The sequence below is a fragment of the Streptomyces sp. NPDC058051 genome (assembly GCF_042885475.1).
Classification (GTDB): Bacteria; Actinomycetota; Actinomycetes; order Streptomycetales; family Streptomycetaceae; genus Streptomyces.
In genome coordinates this window covers 1-16,488 of record NZ_JBHVRW010000034.1, presented here as the reverse complement: position 1 = coordinate 16,488, position 16,488 = coordinate 1, and the positions used below count along the sequence as shown (strand labels likewise).

The following is a 16,488-nucleotide window of genomic DNA, read 5'->3' as shown; positions in this document are numbered from 1 at the left end:
CGGGGTGGGCCGGTCGAAGGGCGGGGCGGGTGGATTGCGCGTGGGCCGGGCGTGCCGGATTGCGCGTGGGCCGGTTGAAGGGCGGGGCGGGTGGATCGCGTGTGGGCCGGGCGGGTGGATTGCGCGTGGGCCGGGCGTGCCGGATCAGTGCTTGATGTCACCCGGCCTGTAGTGACCGGGGACCATGCGGGTGGTCACCGCGAACCGGTTCCAGGCGTTGATCGTCGTGATCGCCGCGACGAGGTGGGCGAGCTCGGTCTCGTCGAAGTGCCTGGCGGCCTTCTCCCACACCTCGTCCGGCACGAAGCCGTCGGTCAGCACGGTCACCGCCTCGGTCAGCTCGATGGCCGCGATCTCCTTGGGCGTGTAGAAGTGCTGCGACTCCTCCCACGCGCTGAGCTGGACGATCCGCTCGATGGACTCGCCCGCCGCAAGGGCGTCCTTGGTATGCATGTCGAGACAGAACGCACAGTGGTTGAGCTGCGAGGACCGGATCTTCACCAGCTCCCCGACGACCGGGTCGAGACCTCTGCGGGATGCCGCATCCAGCCTGACCATGGCCTTGTAGACGTCGGGGGCGAGCTCGGCCCAGCGCGTGCGGGGGGTGTGCTCGGGGCAGAGTGCGGAGGTCGGGTGGCTGTGCTCGTTCGTCGTCATGGGTACGACGTTACGCGCGGAATGGCACAACGGTATGGTCCATTTGCATGACAGATTCATGGGCCACTTTCGGTGCCGACCTGCATCTTGAAACGGCCGGTGCGGCGGGGCTGCGGGCCGGGCTCATGGACGCCCTGCGCGAGGCCGTACGGACGGGGCGGCTGGCCCCCGACACCCGGCTGCCGTCCTCACGCGGCCTCGCCGCCGACCTCGGTATCGCCCGGAACACCGTCGCCGACGCGTACGCGGAACTGGTCGCCGAGGGCTGGCTCACCGCCCGGCAGGGATCGGGGACCAGGGTGGCGCAGCGGGCCGAGCCGCGCAGGGTGGTTACGAGGGCGGCGCGGACCCGGACGGTGCGGTCGCGGCCCGACCACAACCTGATGCCCGGATCGCCCGACCTCGCGACGTTCCCCCGCGCCGACTGGCTCAAGGCGGCCCGCCGCGCCCTGGCCACCGCGCCCAACGACGCCTTCGGTTACGGAGATCCGCGCGGGCGCATCGAGCTGCGCACCGTACTCGCCGACTACCTGGCCCGTGCCCGCGGCGTGTACGCGGACCCGGAGCGGATCGTGGTCTGTGCCGGATTCGTACAGGCACTGAAGCTGATGGGGACGGTGCTGCGCGAACGGCGGGTGCGGGAGGTGGCCGTCGAGTCGTACGGACTGGACGTGCACTGGAAGCTGTTCGCGGACGCCGGGCTGCGCACGCCGTGTCTGGCGGTCGACGGACTCGGGGCCAGGACCGGTGAACTGGCCGGTCTGCGCGGCGTGGGCGCGGTCCTGATGACGCCCGCGCACCAGTTCCCGACGGGCGTGCCGCTCCATCCCGACCGGCGGGCCGCCGCGGTCGACTGGGCGCGCGCCACGGGCGGGCTGATCCTGGAGGACGACTACGACGGGGAGTTCCGCTACGACCGGCAGCCGGTCGGCGCGCTCCAGGGCCTCGACCCCGAACGTGTCGTCCACCTGGGGACGACGAGCAAGTCGCTGGCGCCGGGGCTGCGGCTGGGGTGGATGGTGCTGCCGGAGGGGCTGGTGGGGGAGGTTGCCGAGGCCAAGGGGCTGAGTGACTGGTCGTCGAGCGCGCTGGAGCAGCTGACGCTCGCGGAGTTCATCGCGTCGGGTGCGTACGACCGTCACGTGCGCTCGATGCGGCTGCGCTACCGCCGCCGTCGTGACGAGCTGGTCGCGGTGCTGGCGGAGCGTGTCCCCGATGTCCGGGTCAGCGGCATCGCCGCCGGGCTGCACGCCGTGCTCGAACTCCCGGCGGGCAGCGAGCCGTCGGTGCTGCGTGCGGCAGCCTGGCAGGGGCTGGCGCTGGAAGGGATGTCGCGCTTCCGGCACCCGGAGGCGGCGCCGGAACGAGACGCGCTGGTCATCGGCTACGGGACGCCGACCGACAGCGCCTGGGCGGGGGCGCTGGAGGCGCTGGTGCGCGTGCTCTCGTGAGGCCATGAGGCCATGAGGCCATGAGGCCATGAGGCCATGAGGCCATGAGGCCATGAGGCCATGAGGCCATGAGGCCATGAGGCCATGAGGTCGTGAGGTCATGAGGTCATGAGGTTGGGAACGCGAAAGCCCGGCAGCCCGGCCCGAAAAAGTGGTCCGGTCAGGGCGGGGCCGCGCGGCGGTGGGATGTCCCCGTGGCGAACTGGGCGCAGATGTACGCCTTACCGCGTGTCCGGGAGGGTCGGCTCGGACGGTCCGGCCGGATCGTGGGTGTCCGCCGGGGCCTCGCCGAACCGGGCCAGGGCCAGTGCGCCCGCCACCGCCACCACGAAGCCGGCCACCGCCGGCCAGGTGAGACCCTCACGGGTGCGGTCCCCGAGCCAGCAGACGCCCACCAGCGCCGGGCCGATCGTCTCTCCCAGCACCATGCCGGCCGTCGCCGTCGTCACCGAACCGCGCTGCAGCGCCGAGGTGAGCAGCAGGAACGCCGAAGCGCCGCCCAACAGCAGCGCGTACACGGCCGGGTTGGTGAGCAGCGCCGCCCAGGACACGTCGTTGATCAACCGGACGGTGACCTCGACCACACCGAAACCGCACCCCGCGCCGAGCCCCAGGACCAGGGCCCGCGACCTCTCCGGGAGTCGCCCGGCCGCGGCACCCATCAGCGGAATACCGAGGGAGATCCCCAGCATCCACCAGGCCAGGGCCGCCGGACCGGTGCCGTGGCCCTCGCCGCCGGAGGCGAGGGCCAGCATGCCGAGGCCCGCGCAGACGACGCCGACCGCCGTCCATTCGACCGCGCTCAGCCGCACCGTGAGCAGCCGCGCGGCGACCACCGCCGTCACTGCGAGGCTCGCGGCCAGGGCGGCGCCCACCGCGTAGATCGGCAGGGACCGCAGGGCGATGATCTGGAGGACGAAACCGCAGCCGTCGAGGGCGAGTCCGGCGAGGTAGCGCCACTGGCGCAGGGCGCGCAGCAGCAGCGCGGGATCGACTCCCGCGTCCGACCCCGGCTGGGCGGCGGCCCGTGAGGCGACGGCCTGGAGGACGGAGGCCGTACCGAAGCAGACGGCGGCACCGAGCGCGCAGATCATCCCCAAGAACACACAGGGACTCTACGTGGGCACGTCCGGTACGTGGGCACGTCCGGTGCACCCGCTTCCCGTCGCCATCGGCAGCCCTTTAATCTGACGAGTGGCCACACTGGCTTGATTCGTACGGGGGAGACGGAAGCATGGCCATACGCAGGCTGAGGTCGAGCACCGTGGTGCTCGGGGGCATGGGGGTGCTCGCGGCGATGATCACCTCCTGCGGTTCGGAACCGGACAAGCGGTGCGTCGACCCGCTGACCCGGGACAAGCTGCCGAGCTACGAGTGCAAGAACAGCGACGGCAAGGGGTCGTACTACTACGGCGGCAGCAACAAGAACGGCAAGGTGGAAGGCGGCAGCTTCAACAAGTCCGCGGTCGACCGCGGCGGTTTCGGCTGCTCGGGCATCGGCGGCGGCTGAACCGGCATGGAGCGCCGCACCGCACAGCCGCGTCCCAACTGGCAGCAGATCGTGGAGGAGCAGGGAATCGTCTACCCGCTCACCCGCTACCCGGACGGATCACTGCGTCCGTACTGGGACGAGAGCGCCTATTACGTCTTCTCGCTGTCCGAAGTCGAGGCACTGGAGGACGTCGTCGAGGAACTGCACTCCATGTGTCTGGTCGCAGCCGCGCACATCGTGGAGCAGGACCGTTACGCCGAACTCGGCATCACCGACCGCCGGCTGGCCGGGCTCGTCGCCCAGTCCTGGCGCCGTCGTGACGAACTGCCTTCCCTGTACGGCAGGTTCGACCTGCGCTACGACGGGAGCGGCCCGGCGAAGATGCTGGAGTACAACGCGGACACCCCCACCTCTCTGGTGGAGGCCGCGAGCGCCCAGTGGTTCTGGATGGAGGACCGCTTCCCGGGCGCCGACCAGTGGAACTCCCTGCACGAACGCCTCGTCGACGCGTGGCGGCGGCAGGCTGCCCTGCTGCCGCCCGGACCGCTGCACTTCGCGCACTCCGAGGGCGACGAACTGGGCGAGGACCTGATGACGGTGGCCTACCTGAGGGAGACCGCCGAGCAGGCCGGCATCGACACGGAGGCGCTCTCCGTCGAACAGATCGGCTGGGACCGGCTGACCGGGCGGTTCGTGGACGAGCGGCTCCGCTTCATCCGCAGCTGCTTCAAGCTGTACCCGTGGGAGTGGCTGGCGACCGACCGCTTCGGGCCGCAGGTGCTGGACACCCTCGACAACGGTGGCGGCACCGGCACCACCTGCTGGATCGAGCCGGCCTGGAAGATGCTGCTCTCCAACAAGGCGCTGCTGGCGATCCTCTGGGAGCTGTTTCCCGGCCACCCGAATCTGCTCCCCTCGTACCTCGACGGTCCGCGCGAACTTGCCGCACCGGGTTCGGGCGAGGCCGCCGCGTCAGGTCCGGGCGGGGCTGGGGTGTCGGGTCCGGGCGGGGCTGGGGTGTCGGGTTCGGGCGAGGCTGGGGTGTCGGGTTCGGGCGAGGTCGCGGCGGGCGGTGGTGGCCACGGCTACGTCGCCAAGCCGCTGCTCGGCCGTGAGGGGGACGGGGTCACGGTCCACGAGCCGGGAAGCCCGGCGGTGCTGCGGGACGAGCCGTGCTGCTACCAGGAACTGGCGCCGCTTCCGGACTTCGACGGCAACCGGGTGGTGCTGGGCGCGTGGGTCGTCGAGGACGAGGCGGCCGGGCTCGGTATCCGTGAATCGGCGGGGCTGGTCACGGACGAGTACGCCCGCTTCCTGCCCCACGTGATCCTCTGAAGCCTGCCTGCTGCCCCACCCCCGCCTGCTGCCTTGTCTGCCGTCTGCCGTCTGCTGCTCGCAGCGACGGGCGGGGCGACCGGCGGGGGATCCCGGCCGCCCCGCGACCGGCGAGGGATCTCAGCCGCGCAGGACTCCGCGGAGCTGCTCCAGCCCCCAGTCCAGGTCCTCCTTGCTGATCACCAGGGGCGGTGCGATCCGGATCGTCGAGCCGTGGGTGTCCTTGACCAGCACGCCACGGTCCATCAGCTTCTCGGAGATCTCCCGGCCGGTTCCGTGGCTCGGCGCGATGTCGACGCCCGCCCACAGTCCGCGGCCCCGGACCTCCTCCACCGCACCCCCGCCCACCAGCAGCCCCAGCTCCTGGTGGAGGTGCTCGCCCAGCTCGGTCGCCCGCTGCTGGAACTCGCCGGTACGGAGCAGCGCGATGACCTCCAGCGCGACCGCGCAGGCGAGGGGGTTGCCGCCGAACGTCGAACCGTGCTCACCGGGCCGGTACACCCCGAGCACCTCCTGCGACGAGACCACCGCCGACACCGGCACCACACCGCCACCCAGCGCCTTGCCGAGCACATACATGTCCGGCACCACACCCTCGTGCTCACAGGCGAAGGTCTTCCCGGTCCGGCCCAGGCCCGACTGGATCTCGTCCGCGATGAACAGCACATTCCGCTCACGGGCGAGCGCACGCGCCCGGGGGAGATAGCCGGGCGGCGGCACCAGCACCCCGGCCTCGCCCTGGATCGGCTCCAGCAGCACCGCCACGGTGTTCTCGGTCATCGCCTCCGCGAGCGCGGTCAGATCCCCGTACGGCACGATCTCGAACCCCGGCGTGTACGGACCGAAGTCCTCCCGCGCCTCCTGGTCGGTCGAGAAGCTGATGATCGTGGTGGTCCGGCCGTGGAAGTTGTTCGAGGCGACGATGATCTTCGCCATGCCGTCCGGGACGCCCTTCACCCGGTAGCCCCACTTGCGGGCGGTCTTCACCGCGGTCTCCACGGCCTCCGCCCCCGTGTTCATCGGCAGTACCGTCTCCATGCCGCACAACTCGGCGAGCTGCGTACAGAAATCGGCGAACCGGTCGTGGTAGAAGGCGCGCGAAGTGAGGGTCACCCGCTCCAGTTGTGCCTTGGCCGCGTCGAGCAGGCGCCGGTTGCCGTGGCCGAAATTGAGCGCCGAATATCCGGCCAGCATGTCCAGATAGCGCCGGCCTTCCACGTCGGTCATCCAGGCCCCGTTCGCCGAAGCGACGACGACGGGCAACGGGTGGTAGTTGTGCGCGCTGTGTGCCTCGGCGGAGGCGATGGCGTTTTCCGTGGTCGACACGGGATCTCCGTTCGTCGTGCGGCGTGGGCGGAGGGTGGTGCCCACTTTTTATCGTCGGTCGGAACCCGGGCGAGGAAACCTTCGATTCACGGCGCGCCCGTCGGCCGCGCACGGCCCTCGGCGCCGGTCCGAGTGTGTTCCTGGTCTCAGCCCCCGCGGTGCGCGTCCCGCCTCCGCGCACCTTCCGTACCGGCTGCCGGACATCGGTTCCGTACCTGAGACAATGGGTTTCATGGCCTCTGAACGCCCCCGCGTGCTCTCCGGAATCCAGCCCACCGCAGGCTCGTTCCACCTCGGCAACTACCTCGGCGCGGTCCGCCAGTGGGTGGCGCTGCAGGAATCCCACGACGCCTTCTACATGGTCGTGGACCTGCATGCGATCACCGTCCCGCAGGACCCCGCGGAGCTGCGGGCGAACACCCGGCTCGCCGTCGCCCAGCTCCTCGCCGCCGGTCTCGATCCGGAGCGCTGCACGCTCTTCGTACAGAGCCATGTCCCCGAGCACGCCCAGCTCGGCTGGATCATGAACTGCCTCACCGGCTTCGGCGAGGCGTCCCGCATGACGCAGTTCAAGGACAAGTCCGCCAAGCAGGGTGCCGACCGCACCACGGTCGGTCTCTTCACGTACCCGATGCTGATGGTCGCGGACATCCTCCTGTACCAGGCCGACCAGGTCCCGGTCGGCGAGGACCAGCGCCAGCACCTGGAGCTGACCCGCAACCTCGCCGAGCGGTTCAACGGCACCTACGGCGACACCTTCACCATGCCGGACCCGTACATCCTCAAGGAGACGGCGAAGATCTACGACCTTCAGGACCCGTCGTCGAAGATGAGCAAGTCGGCGGCCACGCCGAAGGGCCTGATCAACCTCCTCGACGAGCCGAAGGCCACCGCCAAGAAGGTCAGGAGCGCCGTCACCGACACGGACACGGTCATCCGCTTCGACCGGGCCGAGAAGCCCGGCGTCAGCAACCTCCTTACCATCTACTCCACGCTGACCGGCACCGGTATCACGGATCTGGAGCAGAAGTACGAGGGCAAGGGCTACGGTGCGCTCAAGACCGACCTTGCCGAGGTCATGGTCGAGTTCGTCACACCGTTCCGGACCCGCACCCAGGAATACCTGGACGATCCGGAGACGCTGGACTCGATCCTGGCCAAGGGCGCGGAGAAGGCCCGCTCCGTAGCCGCTGAGACGCTGGCCCGGACGTACGACCGGATGGGCTTTCTGCCCGCGAAGCACTGAGTCCAAGGACCCTGGCGGATTGACGGCCGGAGGCGTCACACTGGCGAGGGGAAGCTGATCCGGTCGATGGCCGAAAACAGGCTGTCGGCCCTTGAACACCCTCGCTCACCGAGGATTGAGGAGAACGACGTGGGGACCGTAACGCTCGGCGTTTCGATCGCGGTCCCGGAGCCCTACGGCAGCCTGCTCCAGGAGCGGCGCGCGAGCTTCGGGGATCCTGCCGCGTACGGCATTCCCACCCACGTCACCCTCCTCCCGCCGACCGAGGCCGAGGCGGCGGACCTGCCCGCGATCGAGGCGCATCTCGCGCAGATCGCCACGGGCAGCCGCCCCTTTCCGATGAGGCTGTCCGGCACAGGGACCTTCCGGCCGCTCACACCGGTCGTCTTCGTCCAGGTCGTCGAGGGGGTCTCGGCCTGCTCGTGGCTGCAGAAGCGGGTCAGGGACACCTCCGGGCCGCTGGTGCGCGAACTCCAGTTCCCGTACCACCCGCATGTGACCGTGGCGCACGCCATCGCCGAGCAGGCGATGGACCGGGCGTACGAGGAGCTCGCCGCATACGAGGCCGCCTGGACCTGCCGCTCCTTCGCCCTGTACGAGCAGGGCCCGGACGGCGTCTGGCGCCAGATCAACGAGTTCCCGCTCGGCGCCGGGGACGGCGCTCCCGCCGTGCCCGCCCAGGGCGGCTCCTCCGTGGACGAGCCCTCACTGCACTCCTGAGGGGGGAACGGCTCCGACGGGCCGTTCCCGCTCCTTGAGGCCCCCGCCCCGGGATTCCGGTCAGACCGGCAGGCGCCGGAACAGCGGGCGTGGCACATGCCGCAGGGCCGACATCACTACGCGCAGTGACCCCGGCACCCACACCGTCTCCGAACGCCGCCGCAGCCCCGTCACGATCGCCGCCGCGACCGCGTCCGGAGTCGTCGCGAGAGGCGACGCCTCCAGCGGGGCGGCGGCGAACCGCGCCGCGGCGAGCCGCGGTGTCGCCGGCCGCGCCGTCGCTGCCGTCGCTGCCGTCCGTACGACGCCGGGGCGCACGACCATCACATGCACCCCCGTGCCGTACAGCGCGTCCCCCAGCCCCTGTGTGAACGCGTCCAGGCCCGCCTTGCTGGACCCGTAGATGAAGTCGGCGCGGCGGGCGCGTTCGCCCGCAACCGAGGACAGCACCACCAGCGAACCGTGCCCCTGCGCCTGGAGCGCACCGGCGCACACCAGCCCGGCGGAGACGGCCCCCGTGTAGTTGGTCCGGGCGACGCGGACCGCGGCGAGCGGTTCCTCCTCGTCACGGCCCTGGTCGCCCGCGATGCCGAAGGCGAGGAGCACCATGTCGACGTCGCCCTCGGCGAAGATCTTGCCGAGTGCGGTCTCGTGGGACTCGGGGTCGAGGGCGTCGAAGTCGACCGTGTGCACGTCGGCGCCGCGTGTGCGCAGTTCCGCAGCGGCCGAGTCGAGGGCGGGGGAGGGGCGGCCGGCCAGCCAGACCGTACGGGTCCGGCGGGCGATCAGCCGCCGTGCGGTGGCAAGAGCGATCGTTGACGTGCCGCCGAGAACGAGCAGGGACTGCGGGGCACCGAAGGCGTCCTTCACGGAGACGCTCCTTGCAGACGAGGGCAGACGAGGGCAGACGAGGGCAGACGAGGACAGACAGGGATAGGACGAGGGCAGACAGGGATAGGACGAGGGCAGACAGGGATAGGACGAGGGCGTGGCGACGGCGGGTGAGGTGACCGGCGGGCGCACGGCTCCGGCGCGGTCAGAGCGACAGACGGCGCGAGAGGTCCGAGCGGAACGCCCCGTTCGGGTCCAGTTCGGCGCGCAGCGACCGGAATTCGGCCAGTCGTGGATACATCGCGGCCAGCATCTGAGGCCGCAGCCGGGAGTCCTTCGCCAGGCAGACCCGGCCGCCCGCGCCCGCCACCTCCTCGTCCAGTGCGTCCAGGAACCCGGCCAGGCCCGGTAGTGCGGCGGGCAGATCGAGGGAGAGCGTCCAACCGGGCATGGCGAACGACAGCCATCCGGGGTCGCCCTCGCCCAATCGTTTGAGCACGGCGCGGAACGACGGGCAGCGCCGCTGTGAGATACGGCGCACGATCCGGCGCAGCGCCTCCTCCTTTCCGTGTCCGACGACGAACTGGTACCGCACGGATCCGCTGCGGCCATGGAGCCGGTTCCAGTGCGGCAGCCGGTCCAGGGGGTGGAAGAACGTGGACAGTCTCTGGAGTTCGCCGATGCGGTACGCGGGGGCCGCGCGGTACTGGAACTCGTTGAAGAGGGCGGCGGAGGTGCGGCCCAGCAGCCCTTCCGGCACGAGAGCGGGTGCGGCCGGCAGCTGTCCGGGGCGGAACGCCAGCGGTGCGCGCCGAGCGCGCGTCGGGAGCGCGTACCGCGGCACATGCTCTGCCCGGGTGAGTACGGAACGTCCCGTGGAACGGCCGCGGGCGAGGAGGTCGATCCAGGCCGCCGAGTAGCGGTAGCGGTGGTCTCCGGCGGAGAGCCTGGCCAGCAGGTCGTCCAGATCCACGGTCCGTTCGGTGTCGACCGACATCCAGGAGCTGGTGACGCGGTGGCACCGGAGCGCGGCCGAGAGGATCACACCCGTCAGGCCCAGGCCGCCCGCGGTCGCGTCGAAGAGGTCCGTGCCGGGCCGGACCGTACGGATCTCGCCCTCGGCGGTCAGCAGTTCCAGTTCCTGGACGTGCCGGGAGAAGGAGCCGGAGAAGTGGTGGTTGCGGCCGTGGATGTCCGTGCCGATCGCGCCGCCCACGGTGACCTGACGGGTGGCCGGTGTGACGGGCACGAACCAGCCGAGCGGCAGCAGGACCTCCATCAGCCGGTGCAGGGTGACCCCGGCGTCGCAGACCACCAGGCCGGCCCCGGCGTCGATGGTACGGATCCGGTTCAGCGCGGTCATGTCGAGGACGGAGCCGCCCGCGTTCTGGGCGGCGTCGCCGTGGGCCCGGCCGAGGCCCCGGGCGATGGAGCCGCGGGGTCCGCAGCCGCGTACTGTCGCCGCCGCCTCCTCGTACGTACGGGGGCGGAAACGCAGGGCGGCCGTCGGGGCGGTACGGCCCCAGCCGGTCAGGGACACGGTGTCGACAGACATGCCTGTGACCGTATCGCCCGACAAAACCCATTCGAGGGATTTGTTACAGCACTCACCGATATGGGTGATTGGGGAAGTTTCGACTCGTGCGGCAGTGAAGGGGCGCCGGTTTTCCGTGCCGGGGAGGGTAGTCGTACGTCATGGACTGGCTGAAGAAACTCCCTGTCATCGGGCCGATCGTCTCCCGGCTGATGGCGACGCACGCGTGGCGCTCGTACGAGACGCTGGAACGGGTCCACTGGAGCAGGCTCGCCGCCGCGATCACCTTCATCAGCTTCCTGGCACTCTTCCCGCTGATCGCGGTCGGTGCCGCGATCGGTGCCGCGCTGCTCTCCACCGAGCAGGTCCACAAGATCGAGAACAAGGTCGTCGAGCAGGTGCCGGGCATCTCCGACCAGCTCGGCATCAGCAGCCTGGTGGCCCACGCCGGCACGGTCGGGCTGGTCGCCGGTGCGTTGCTGCTCTTCACCGGTGTCGGCTGGATCGGTGCGATGCGGGGCTGTCTGCGCGCCGTGTGGGACATGGACGACATGGACCTGGGCAATCCGGTCATCCGTAAACTCAAGGATGTCGGACTGCTCATCGGTCTCGGCGGGGCGGCGCTCGCGACCCTCGCCGTCTCCTCGGCCGGTTCCGTCGCCGTGGGATGGACCGCTCGTCTGCTGGGCATCTCGGACCGTGGCGCGGGCGGTGTGGTGCTCCAGGTGGCCACCCTGGTCGTGGCGGCCCTGGCCGGTTTCCTGCTGCTGCTCTATCTGCTGACGCTGCTGCCCGGCGTCGAACCTCCGCGCCGCAGGCTGCTGGTCGCGGCGGCGATGGGCGCGGTCGGCTTCGAACTGCTCAAGCTGCTGCTGGGCAGTTATATGAAGGGCGTCGCGTCGAAGAGCATGTACGGCGCCTTCGGGGTGCCGATCGCGCTGCTGCTGTGGATCAATTTCACGGCCAAGCTGCTGCTGTTCTGCGCCGCCTGGACGGCGACGCGGAGCAGCGAGGACACCCGGAAGGAGGCCGGAGCCGTCAGTGACGGGGCAGGCGGCGCACCAGGTCCGGCAGCGGCCAGCGCCGGTTGACCAGGAACGCCCCGGCCGACAGCAGCACCAGGACACCTCCGGCGATGCCCAGAGCGATGCCGATGCCCCCGCCACCACCCCCGGTCGCGGCAGCGGCCCCGGTGGTCTGCGAAGGACCGTTGCTGCCTGTGTTCTTGTCCTGTGCCGCAGGGCCCTTACCGGTTCCGCTGTCGGTGCCGGTGGCGGCGGACCTCGGGGGCACCAGTTCGCCGACCGGGGTCACCTTGCCGCTCGCGTCGAAGCCCCAGTCCAGAAGACTCGCGGCTTCCTTGTAGACGGCGTGCGGCTCTTTGGACGACGGATTCATGACGGTGACGAGCAGCACCTTGCCGTCGCGTTCGGCGACACCGGTGAAGGTGTTGCCCGCCTGTGTGGTGTAGCCGTTCTTGACGCCCGCGATGCCCTTGTACGGGTCGACGCCGTCCGCGCCGGTGAGCAGCCGGTTGGTGTTCTGGATCTTGAAGGTTTCGCGCTTGCCCTTCTTCTCCTCACCGGGGAAGTCCGCCTCGGCGGTCGAGCAGTACTCCCGGAAGTCCGCCTTCTGCAGCCCGCTGCGGGCGAAGAGCGTCAGGTCGTACGCGCTGGAGACCTGACCCGGCGCGTCGTAGCCGTCGGGTGACACCACCTTCGTGTCGAGCGCCTGCAACTCCTCGGCGTGCGCCCGCATGTCGGCGACGGTCTTGGCGACGCCGCCGTACATCGAGGACAGCACGTGCACCGCGTCGTTGCCCGATCGCAGGAACACCCCGAGCCACAGGTCCTGCACCGTATAGGTGAGGTGCTCCTTGACGCCGACCAGGCTGCTGCCCTCGCCGACACCGGCGAGGTCCTCCTCCTGGACGGTGTACGTGCGTGTCTTCGGCTGGAGTCCGGGCATCACCGTGTCCGCGAAGAGCATCTTCAGGGTGGAGGCGGGAGGCAGCCGCCAGTGCGGGTTGTGCGCGGCGAGGACCTCGCCGTTCTCCGCGTCCGCGACGATCCAGGACCTGCCCGTGAGGTCCTTGGGAAGGACCGGGGCGCCGGGCCCCAGCGTGACCTGCGTGCCGGTCCGCCCCAGCAGTTCGCCACCGAGCTGGGACATGCCGGCCGGCGGTTTCGGCTGATTGACGGAAACGTCCTTGTCGACCGCCCACGCCGGACTGACGACAAAAGAGGACAACAAGGCGGCGGAGAGGACCGTCACTGCGGTCTTTTTGAGAGCAGGCACGGTCGGAAACGTACAGGGTGACGATATGAAAATGGGGTCGGACTGTGTGACCCGCCGCGCGTACCGCCGCGACAGCCCACCCCGGACGACTCCGCCGCGGCGTGGCGGAGATACTGAGTCCATGAAGCTCAGCCGCCCCGTCTCCTGGTTCCTGCTCGCGTTCGGGGTGTGGAGCTGGTTCATCTGGATCACTTTCGTCAAGAACCTGTGGAAGGACGGCAGCGGACTCGCCTTCGACGACGCGGGTGACCCGACCACGTACTTCTGGGTTCATCTGCTGCTCGCCATCACGTCCTTTCTCCTGGGGACGGCCGTTGGTGTGATCGGGTTCCGTGGCGTCAGGGCCTTGCGCCGCGAGCGCGCATAACAGGCCGTACGGCGGGTGGGGGAGTACACATGGCAGTGGCCGGTCTCGTGGTGATGGCGGTCGTGGTGATCGCGCTGCTCGTCGGCGTGCACCGCTACCTCTGGCGCCGCCTCGTCGGTGACACGACGGCCGAGGGCAGCGTCCTGCGCACCGTCGGCACGGTGGCCGCCTTCCTCCTGCCGCTGCTGAGCGTCGGCGCCCTGGTCTCCGGCCGGACGGGCGCGCCCTTCTGGCTCCAGCGGGTGCTGGCCTGGCCGGGCTATCTGTGGCTGGCCACGCTGCTGTATCTGACACTGGCTCTGCTGGTGGGTGAGGTGGTGCGGCCGATCCTCCGACGGGTGTTGGCCGGCCGGGCGAAACGGTCAAACGGCGCGAACAGCCCGTCGGCTCCGGATGCGCCCGCGCCCGGAACCGCGGCCACGGACACGCCCGCTGCGGTCGCCTCCGCCGCCGCGGAGGCCGCCGGCACGGTCACCCCTGCCACGGACGCCCCCGCCGCGGACGCCCCCGCCGCAGGCGCCCCCGCCGCAGGCGCCCCCGCCACGGACGTCCTCGTCGCCGACGCCCCCGCCGCGGGTCGCCTCGCCGTTCCCACGCGTCGTCTGTTCGTCGCGCGGGCCGTCGGGGGTGCCGCCGCCGTCGCCGGGCTCGGCACGGTCGGTTACGGCACGTACGGTGTGCTGCGCGGGCCGCGGGTCAAGCGGATCACCGTCCCGCTCGCCAAGCTGCCCCGTTCCGCGCACGGCTTCCGCATCGCGGTCGTCAGCGACATCCATCTCGGCCCCATCCTCGGCCGCGCCCACACCCAGCGGATCGTCGACACGATCAACCGCACCCAGCCGGATCTGGTCGCCGTCGTCGGAGATCTCGTCGACGGAACCGTCGCGGACCTCGGTCCGGCGGCGGAGCCGCTCGCGCGGCTGAGCGCCCGTCAGGGAAGTTTCTTCGTCACGGGGAATCACGAGTACTACTCCGGGGCCGCCCAATGGGTCGATCACGTGCGGGAATTGGGGCTCCACCCCCTGGAGAACGCCCGCGTCGAGATCGCCGGATTCGATCTCGCGGGCGTCAACGACATCGGAGGGGAGAGCGAGGGGCAGGGGCCGGACTTCGCCGCGGCGCTCGGTGACCGGGACCGTACCCGCGCCGCCGTCCTCCTCGCGCATCAGCCCGTCGTCATCCACGACGCCGTCGCCCACGGGGTGGACCTCCAGCTCTCCGGACACACCCACGGCGGCCAGCTCTGGCCGGGCAATTACGTTGCCGAGCTGGCCAATCCCACGGTCGCCGGACTCGACCGCTACGGCGACACCCAGCTGTACGTCTCGCGGGGCGCGGGGGCCTGGGGGCCGCCCGTACGGGTCGGCGCACCCTCCGACATCACCGTCGTGGAGCTTGCCTCCGGGCAGATCTGACGTTCCGTCGTTGGCCGGTTACAGACCCTGAAGAATCCCCCAATGTTTCAAGTGTCGAACAAAAGGTTATGAGTCCTAGTTTTGCTCTTCCAGTTGTGAAAATCGTGTGATTTGCTGAGCGCGAGCATGCGGTGATGTGCGTATGAGCGCAACGCCGAGGTGGGGCTGGCAAGGGAGAGCACGGCAATGCGGTCGATCCGGACACGGATTCTCGCGATTTTTGCGGTATTGGTCATCGCAGGCGTCGGAGCCTGGCAGCTGCTTCCTTCGGACAAGGCGAAGCAGGAACCGATCGCAGTCGGTACGACGGACGAGGTCACCTCGCTGGACCCGGCGGGTGCGTACGACGCCGGTTCCTGGGCGATGTACAGCAACCTCTACCAGTCCCTCCTGACGTTCAAGTCCGGGGCGATCGTCCCCGAACCCGACGCCGCCGAGAGCTGCCAGTTCATCGGCCAGAAGCTTCAGACGTACCAGTGCAAGCTGCGCGACGACCTGTCCTTCTCCAACGGCCGCAAGATCACCGCCGCCGATGTCAAGTACTCCATCGAGCGCATGATCAGGATCAAGACGGATGTCGGTCCGGCGGTGCTGTTCCCGAGCCTCAAGAACGTGGTGTCCGAGGGCCGCACCATCACCTTCAACCTCTCCTCGCGTGACGCGACCTTCCCGCAGAAGCTCGCCACGGGGGCGGGTTCGATCGTGGACCGCGAGTCGTACCCGGCCGACAAGCTCCGGACCGGAAACACGGTCGACGGCTCGGGTCCGTACATCCTGAAGTCGTACCGGCCCGGCGTCACCGCCGAACTGGTCCCCAACTCCCGTTACAAGGGCGCGCTGAGCAAGACCGGCGTTCCGGTCACCGTGCGCTACTACAAGGAGTCGGACGCGCTCCTGGCGGCCTGGAAGACCGGAGAGGTCGAGGTGACGCACCGCCAGCTCCCGCCGGCCACGCTCGCCGAACTGAACCCCGGCGACCCCGACCTGCGCGTCACCGAGGCGGACAGCGCCGAGATCCGCAACCTCGTCTTCAACGTCCGCGACAACTCCCCGTTCGCCGACAAGAAGGTCCGGCAGGCCGTCGCGTCGATCATCGACCGCGGGCCGCTGGTGACCGACGTCTACAAGGGCACGGTCGAACCGCTCTACTCGCTGATCCCGCAGGGCTTCATCGGGCACAGCACGCCGTTCTTCGACGCCTACCCCTCACCCGACACCGCGCGCGCCAAGCAGCTGATGCAGGAGGCCGGGGTGCAGACGCCGCTGCACATCACCTACGCCTACCGCGGCGGCGACGAGGCGTACGAGAAGGAGACCGCGGAGCTGAGCCGCCAGCTGGAGGCGACCGGACTGTTCAAGGTCACGGTCAAGGCCGTCGACTGGCAGCAGTTCCAGAAGGGGTACGCGTCCGGCAAGTACGACGTGTACACCGTCGGCTGGCTGCCCGACTACCCGGACCCCGACACGTTCAGCCAGCCGCTGGTCGGCCGCACCAACAGCCTCCACAACGGCTACACCAGCAAGAAGATGGACGCCCTGATCAGCGCCACGCTGGAGTACGGCGACCGCAGCCGCACCTCGGCGGACTTCAAGGAGCTCCAGGCGCTGGTCGGTGAGGACGTTCCGCTCGTGCCGCTGTGGCAGAAGAAGGACTACGTCGTCAGCACGACCGACGTCTCCGGTTCGCAGTACCTCTCGGACGGCACCGGCATCTGGCGGCTGTGGGAACTGAAGCGGATCTGACGGCCCGCAGTGCCGGATCCGGCACGGACGGACAAGCGTTGAGGGGGCGGCCCGTCCCGGCACTGCCGGGACG

Annotated in this window: 15 protein-coding genes; 9 read left to right on the top strand and 6 right to left on the bottom strand. The window is 70.0% G+C overall.

The genetic code is table 11. The features are described 5' to 3' along the window. Positions 1-144: 144 nt before the first annotated feature. Entirely contained in the window at positions 145-657 is a 513-nt protein-coding gene (locus ACFVUT_RS34000) for a carboxymuconolactone decarboxylase family protein (protein WP_389659084.1), read from the bottom strand. Between the two features lie 47 nt (positions 658-704). Here ACFVUT_RS34000 and ACFVUT_RS33995 point away from each other — a divergent pair, with 47 nt between their 5' ends. After that, a complete protein-coding gene (locus tag ACFVUT_RS33995) occupies positions 705-2,108 on the top strand; it encodes a PLP-dependent aminotransferase family protein (RefSeq protein WP_389659081.1) in 1,404 nt (467 codons plus the stop codon). 221 nt (positions 2,109-2,329) lie between these two features. On the opposite strand, the gene ACFVUT_RS33990 is transcribed toward ACFVUT_RS33995, so the two are convergent. Then, positions 2,330-3,202: a hypothetical protein gene (locus ACFVUT_RS33990; protein ID WP_389659226.1), complete on the bottom strand. Its 873-nt coding sequence runs from the start codon at positions 3,200-3,202 to the stop codon at positions 2,330-2,332. Positions 3,203-3,342: 140 nt separating this feature from the next. On the opposite strand from ACFVUT_RS33990, the gene ACFVUT_RS33985 reads away from it, so the two are divergent. Both ACFVUT_RS33985 and ACFVUT_RS33980 read left to right on the top strand, forming a co-directional pair. Further along, the gene (locus tag ACFVUT_RS33985) at positions 3,343-3,618 is read left to right on the top strand and encodes a hypothetical protein (RefSeq protein WP_389659078.1); all 276 of its coding nucleotides are present in this window, start codon (positions 3,343-3,345) and stop codon (positions 3,616-3,618) included. Positions 3,619-3,624: 6 nt separating this feature from the next. Continuing rightward, positions 3,625-4,935: a glutathionylspermidine synthase family protein gene (locus ACFVUT_RS33980; RefSeq protein ID WP_389659075.1), complete on the top strand. Its 1,311-nt coding sequence runs from the start codon at positions 3,625-3,627 to the stop codon at positions 4,933-4,935. 120 nt (positions 4,936-5,055) lie between these two features. Here ACFVUT_RS33980 and rocD read toward each other — a convergent pair whose 3' ends face one another. After that, positions 5,056-6,261, bottom strand: coding sequence for an ornithine--oxo-acid transaminase (gene rocD / locus ACFVUT_RS33975; RefSeq protein ID WP_389659072.1), 1,206 nt, complete (start codon positions 6,259-6,261; stop codon positions 5,056-5,058). 232 nt (positions 6,262-6,493) lie between these two features. On the opposite strand from rocD, the gene trpS reads away from it, so the two are divergent. Both trpS and ACFVUT_RS33965 read left to right on the top strand, forming a co-directional pair. Further along, positions 6,494-7,507, top strand: a complete 1,014-nt coding sequence (gene trpS, locus ACFVUT_RS33970) for a tryptophan--tRNA ligase (protein ID WP_389659069.1) — start codon at positions 6,494-6,496, stop codon at positions 7,505-7,507. A gap of 129 nt (positions 7,508-7,636) precedes the next feature. Then, complete coding sequence (locus tag ACFVUT_RS33965; RefSeq protein WP_389659066.1) at positions 7,637-8,227, top strand: 2'-5' RNA ligase family protein; 591 nt, start codon at positions 7,637-7,639, stop codon at positions 8,225-8,227. A gap of 60 nt (positions 8,228-8,287) precedes the next feature. Here the strand turns inward: ACFVUT_RS33965 and ACFVUT_RS33960 are convergent, their stop codons facing one another. Both ACFVUT_RS33960 and ACFVUT_RS33955 read right to left on the bottom strand, forming a co-directional pair. Then, a complete protein-coding gene (locus ACFVUT_RS33960; RefSeq protein ID WP_389659063.1) occupies positions 8,288-9,097 on the bottom strand; it encodes a decaprenylphospho-beta-D-erythro-pentofuranosid-2-ulose 2-reductase in 810 nt (269 codons plus the stop codon). Positions 9,098-9,263: 166 nt separating this feature from the next. Next, a complete protein-coding gene (locus tag ACFVUT_RS33955) occupies positions 9,264-10,613 on the bottom strand; it encodes an FAD-binding protein (protein WP_389659060.1) in 1,350 nt (449 codons plus the stop codon). A 140-nt stretch (positions 10,614-10,753) separates the two neighbouring features. Between ACFVUT_RS33955 and ACFVUT_RS33950 the strand changes: the two genes are divergently transcribed. After that, complete coding sequence (locus ACFVUT_RS33950; protein WP_389659057.1) at positions 10,754-11,683, top strand: YihY/virulence factor BrkB family protein; 930 nt, start codon at positions 10,754-10,756, stop codon at positions 11,681-11,683. On the opposite strand, the gene ACFVUT_RS33945 is transcribed toward ACFVUT_RS33950, so the two are convergent. After that, the gene (locus tag ACFVUT_RS33945; protein WP_389659054.1) at positions 11,631-12,890 is read right to left on the bottom strand and encodes a D-alanyl-D-alanine carboxypeptidase family protein; all 1,260 of its coding nucleotides are present in this window, start codon (positions 12,888-12,890) and stop codon (positions 11,631-11,633) included. The genes ACFVUT_RS33950 and ACFVUT_RS33945 overlap by 53 nt on opposite strands. A gap of 121 nt (positions 12,891-13,011) precedes the next feature. Between ACFVUT_RS33945 and ACFVUT_RS33940 the strand changes: the two genes are divergently transcribed. The 3 genes from ACFVUT_RS33940 (at position 13,012) to ACFVUT_RS33930 (ending at position 16,415) form a co-directional block, all read left to right on the top strand. Next, the gene (locus tag ACFVUT_RS33940; RefSeq protein WP_079182603.1) at positions 13,012-13,257 is read left to right on the top strand and encodes an SCO4848 family membrane protein; all 246 of its coding nucleotides are present in this window, start codon (positions 13,012-13,014) and stop codon (positions 13,255-13,257) included. A gap of 29 nt (positions 13,258-13,286) precedes the next feature. Beyond that, on the top strand, positions 13,287-14,672 hold the full coding sequence (locus tag ACFVUT_RS33935) for a metallophosphoesterase (protein WP_389659050.1): 1,386 nt from the start codon (positions 13,287-13,289) through the stop codon (positions 14,670-14,672). A gap of 186 nt (positions 14,673-14,858) precedes the next feature. Further along, entirely contained in the window at positions 14,859-16,415 is a 1,557-nt protein-coding gene (locus ACFVUT_RS33930; protein ID WP_389659047.1) for an ABC transporter substrate-binding protein, read from the top strand. The last annotated feature ends 73 nt before the right edge of the window (positions 16,416-16,488 follow it).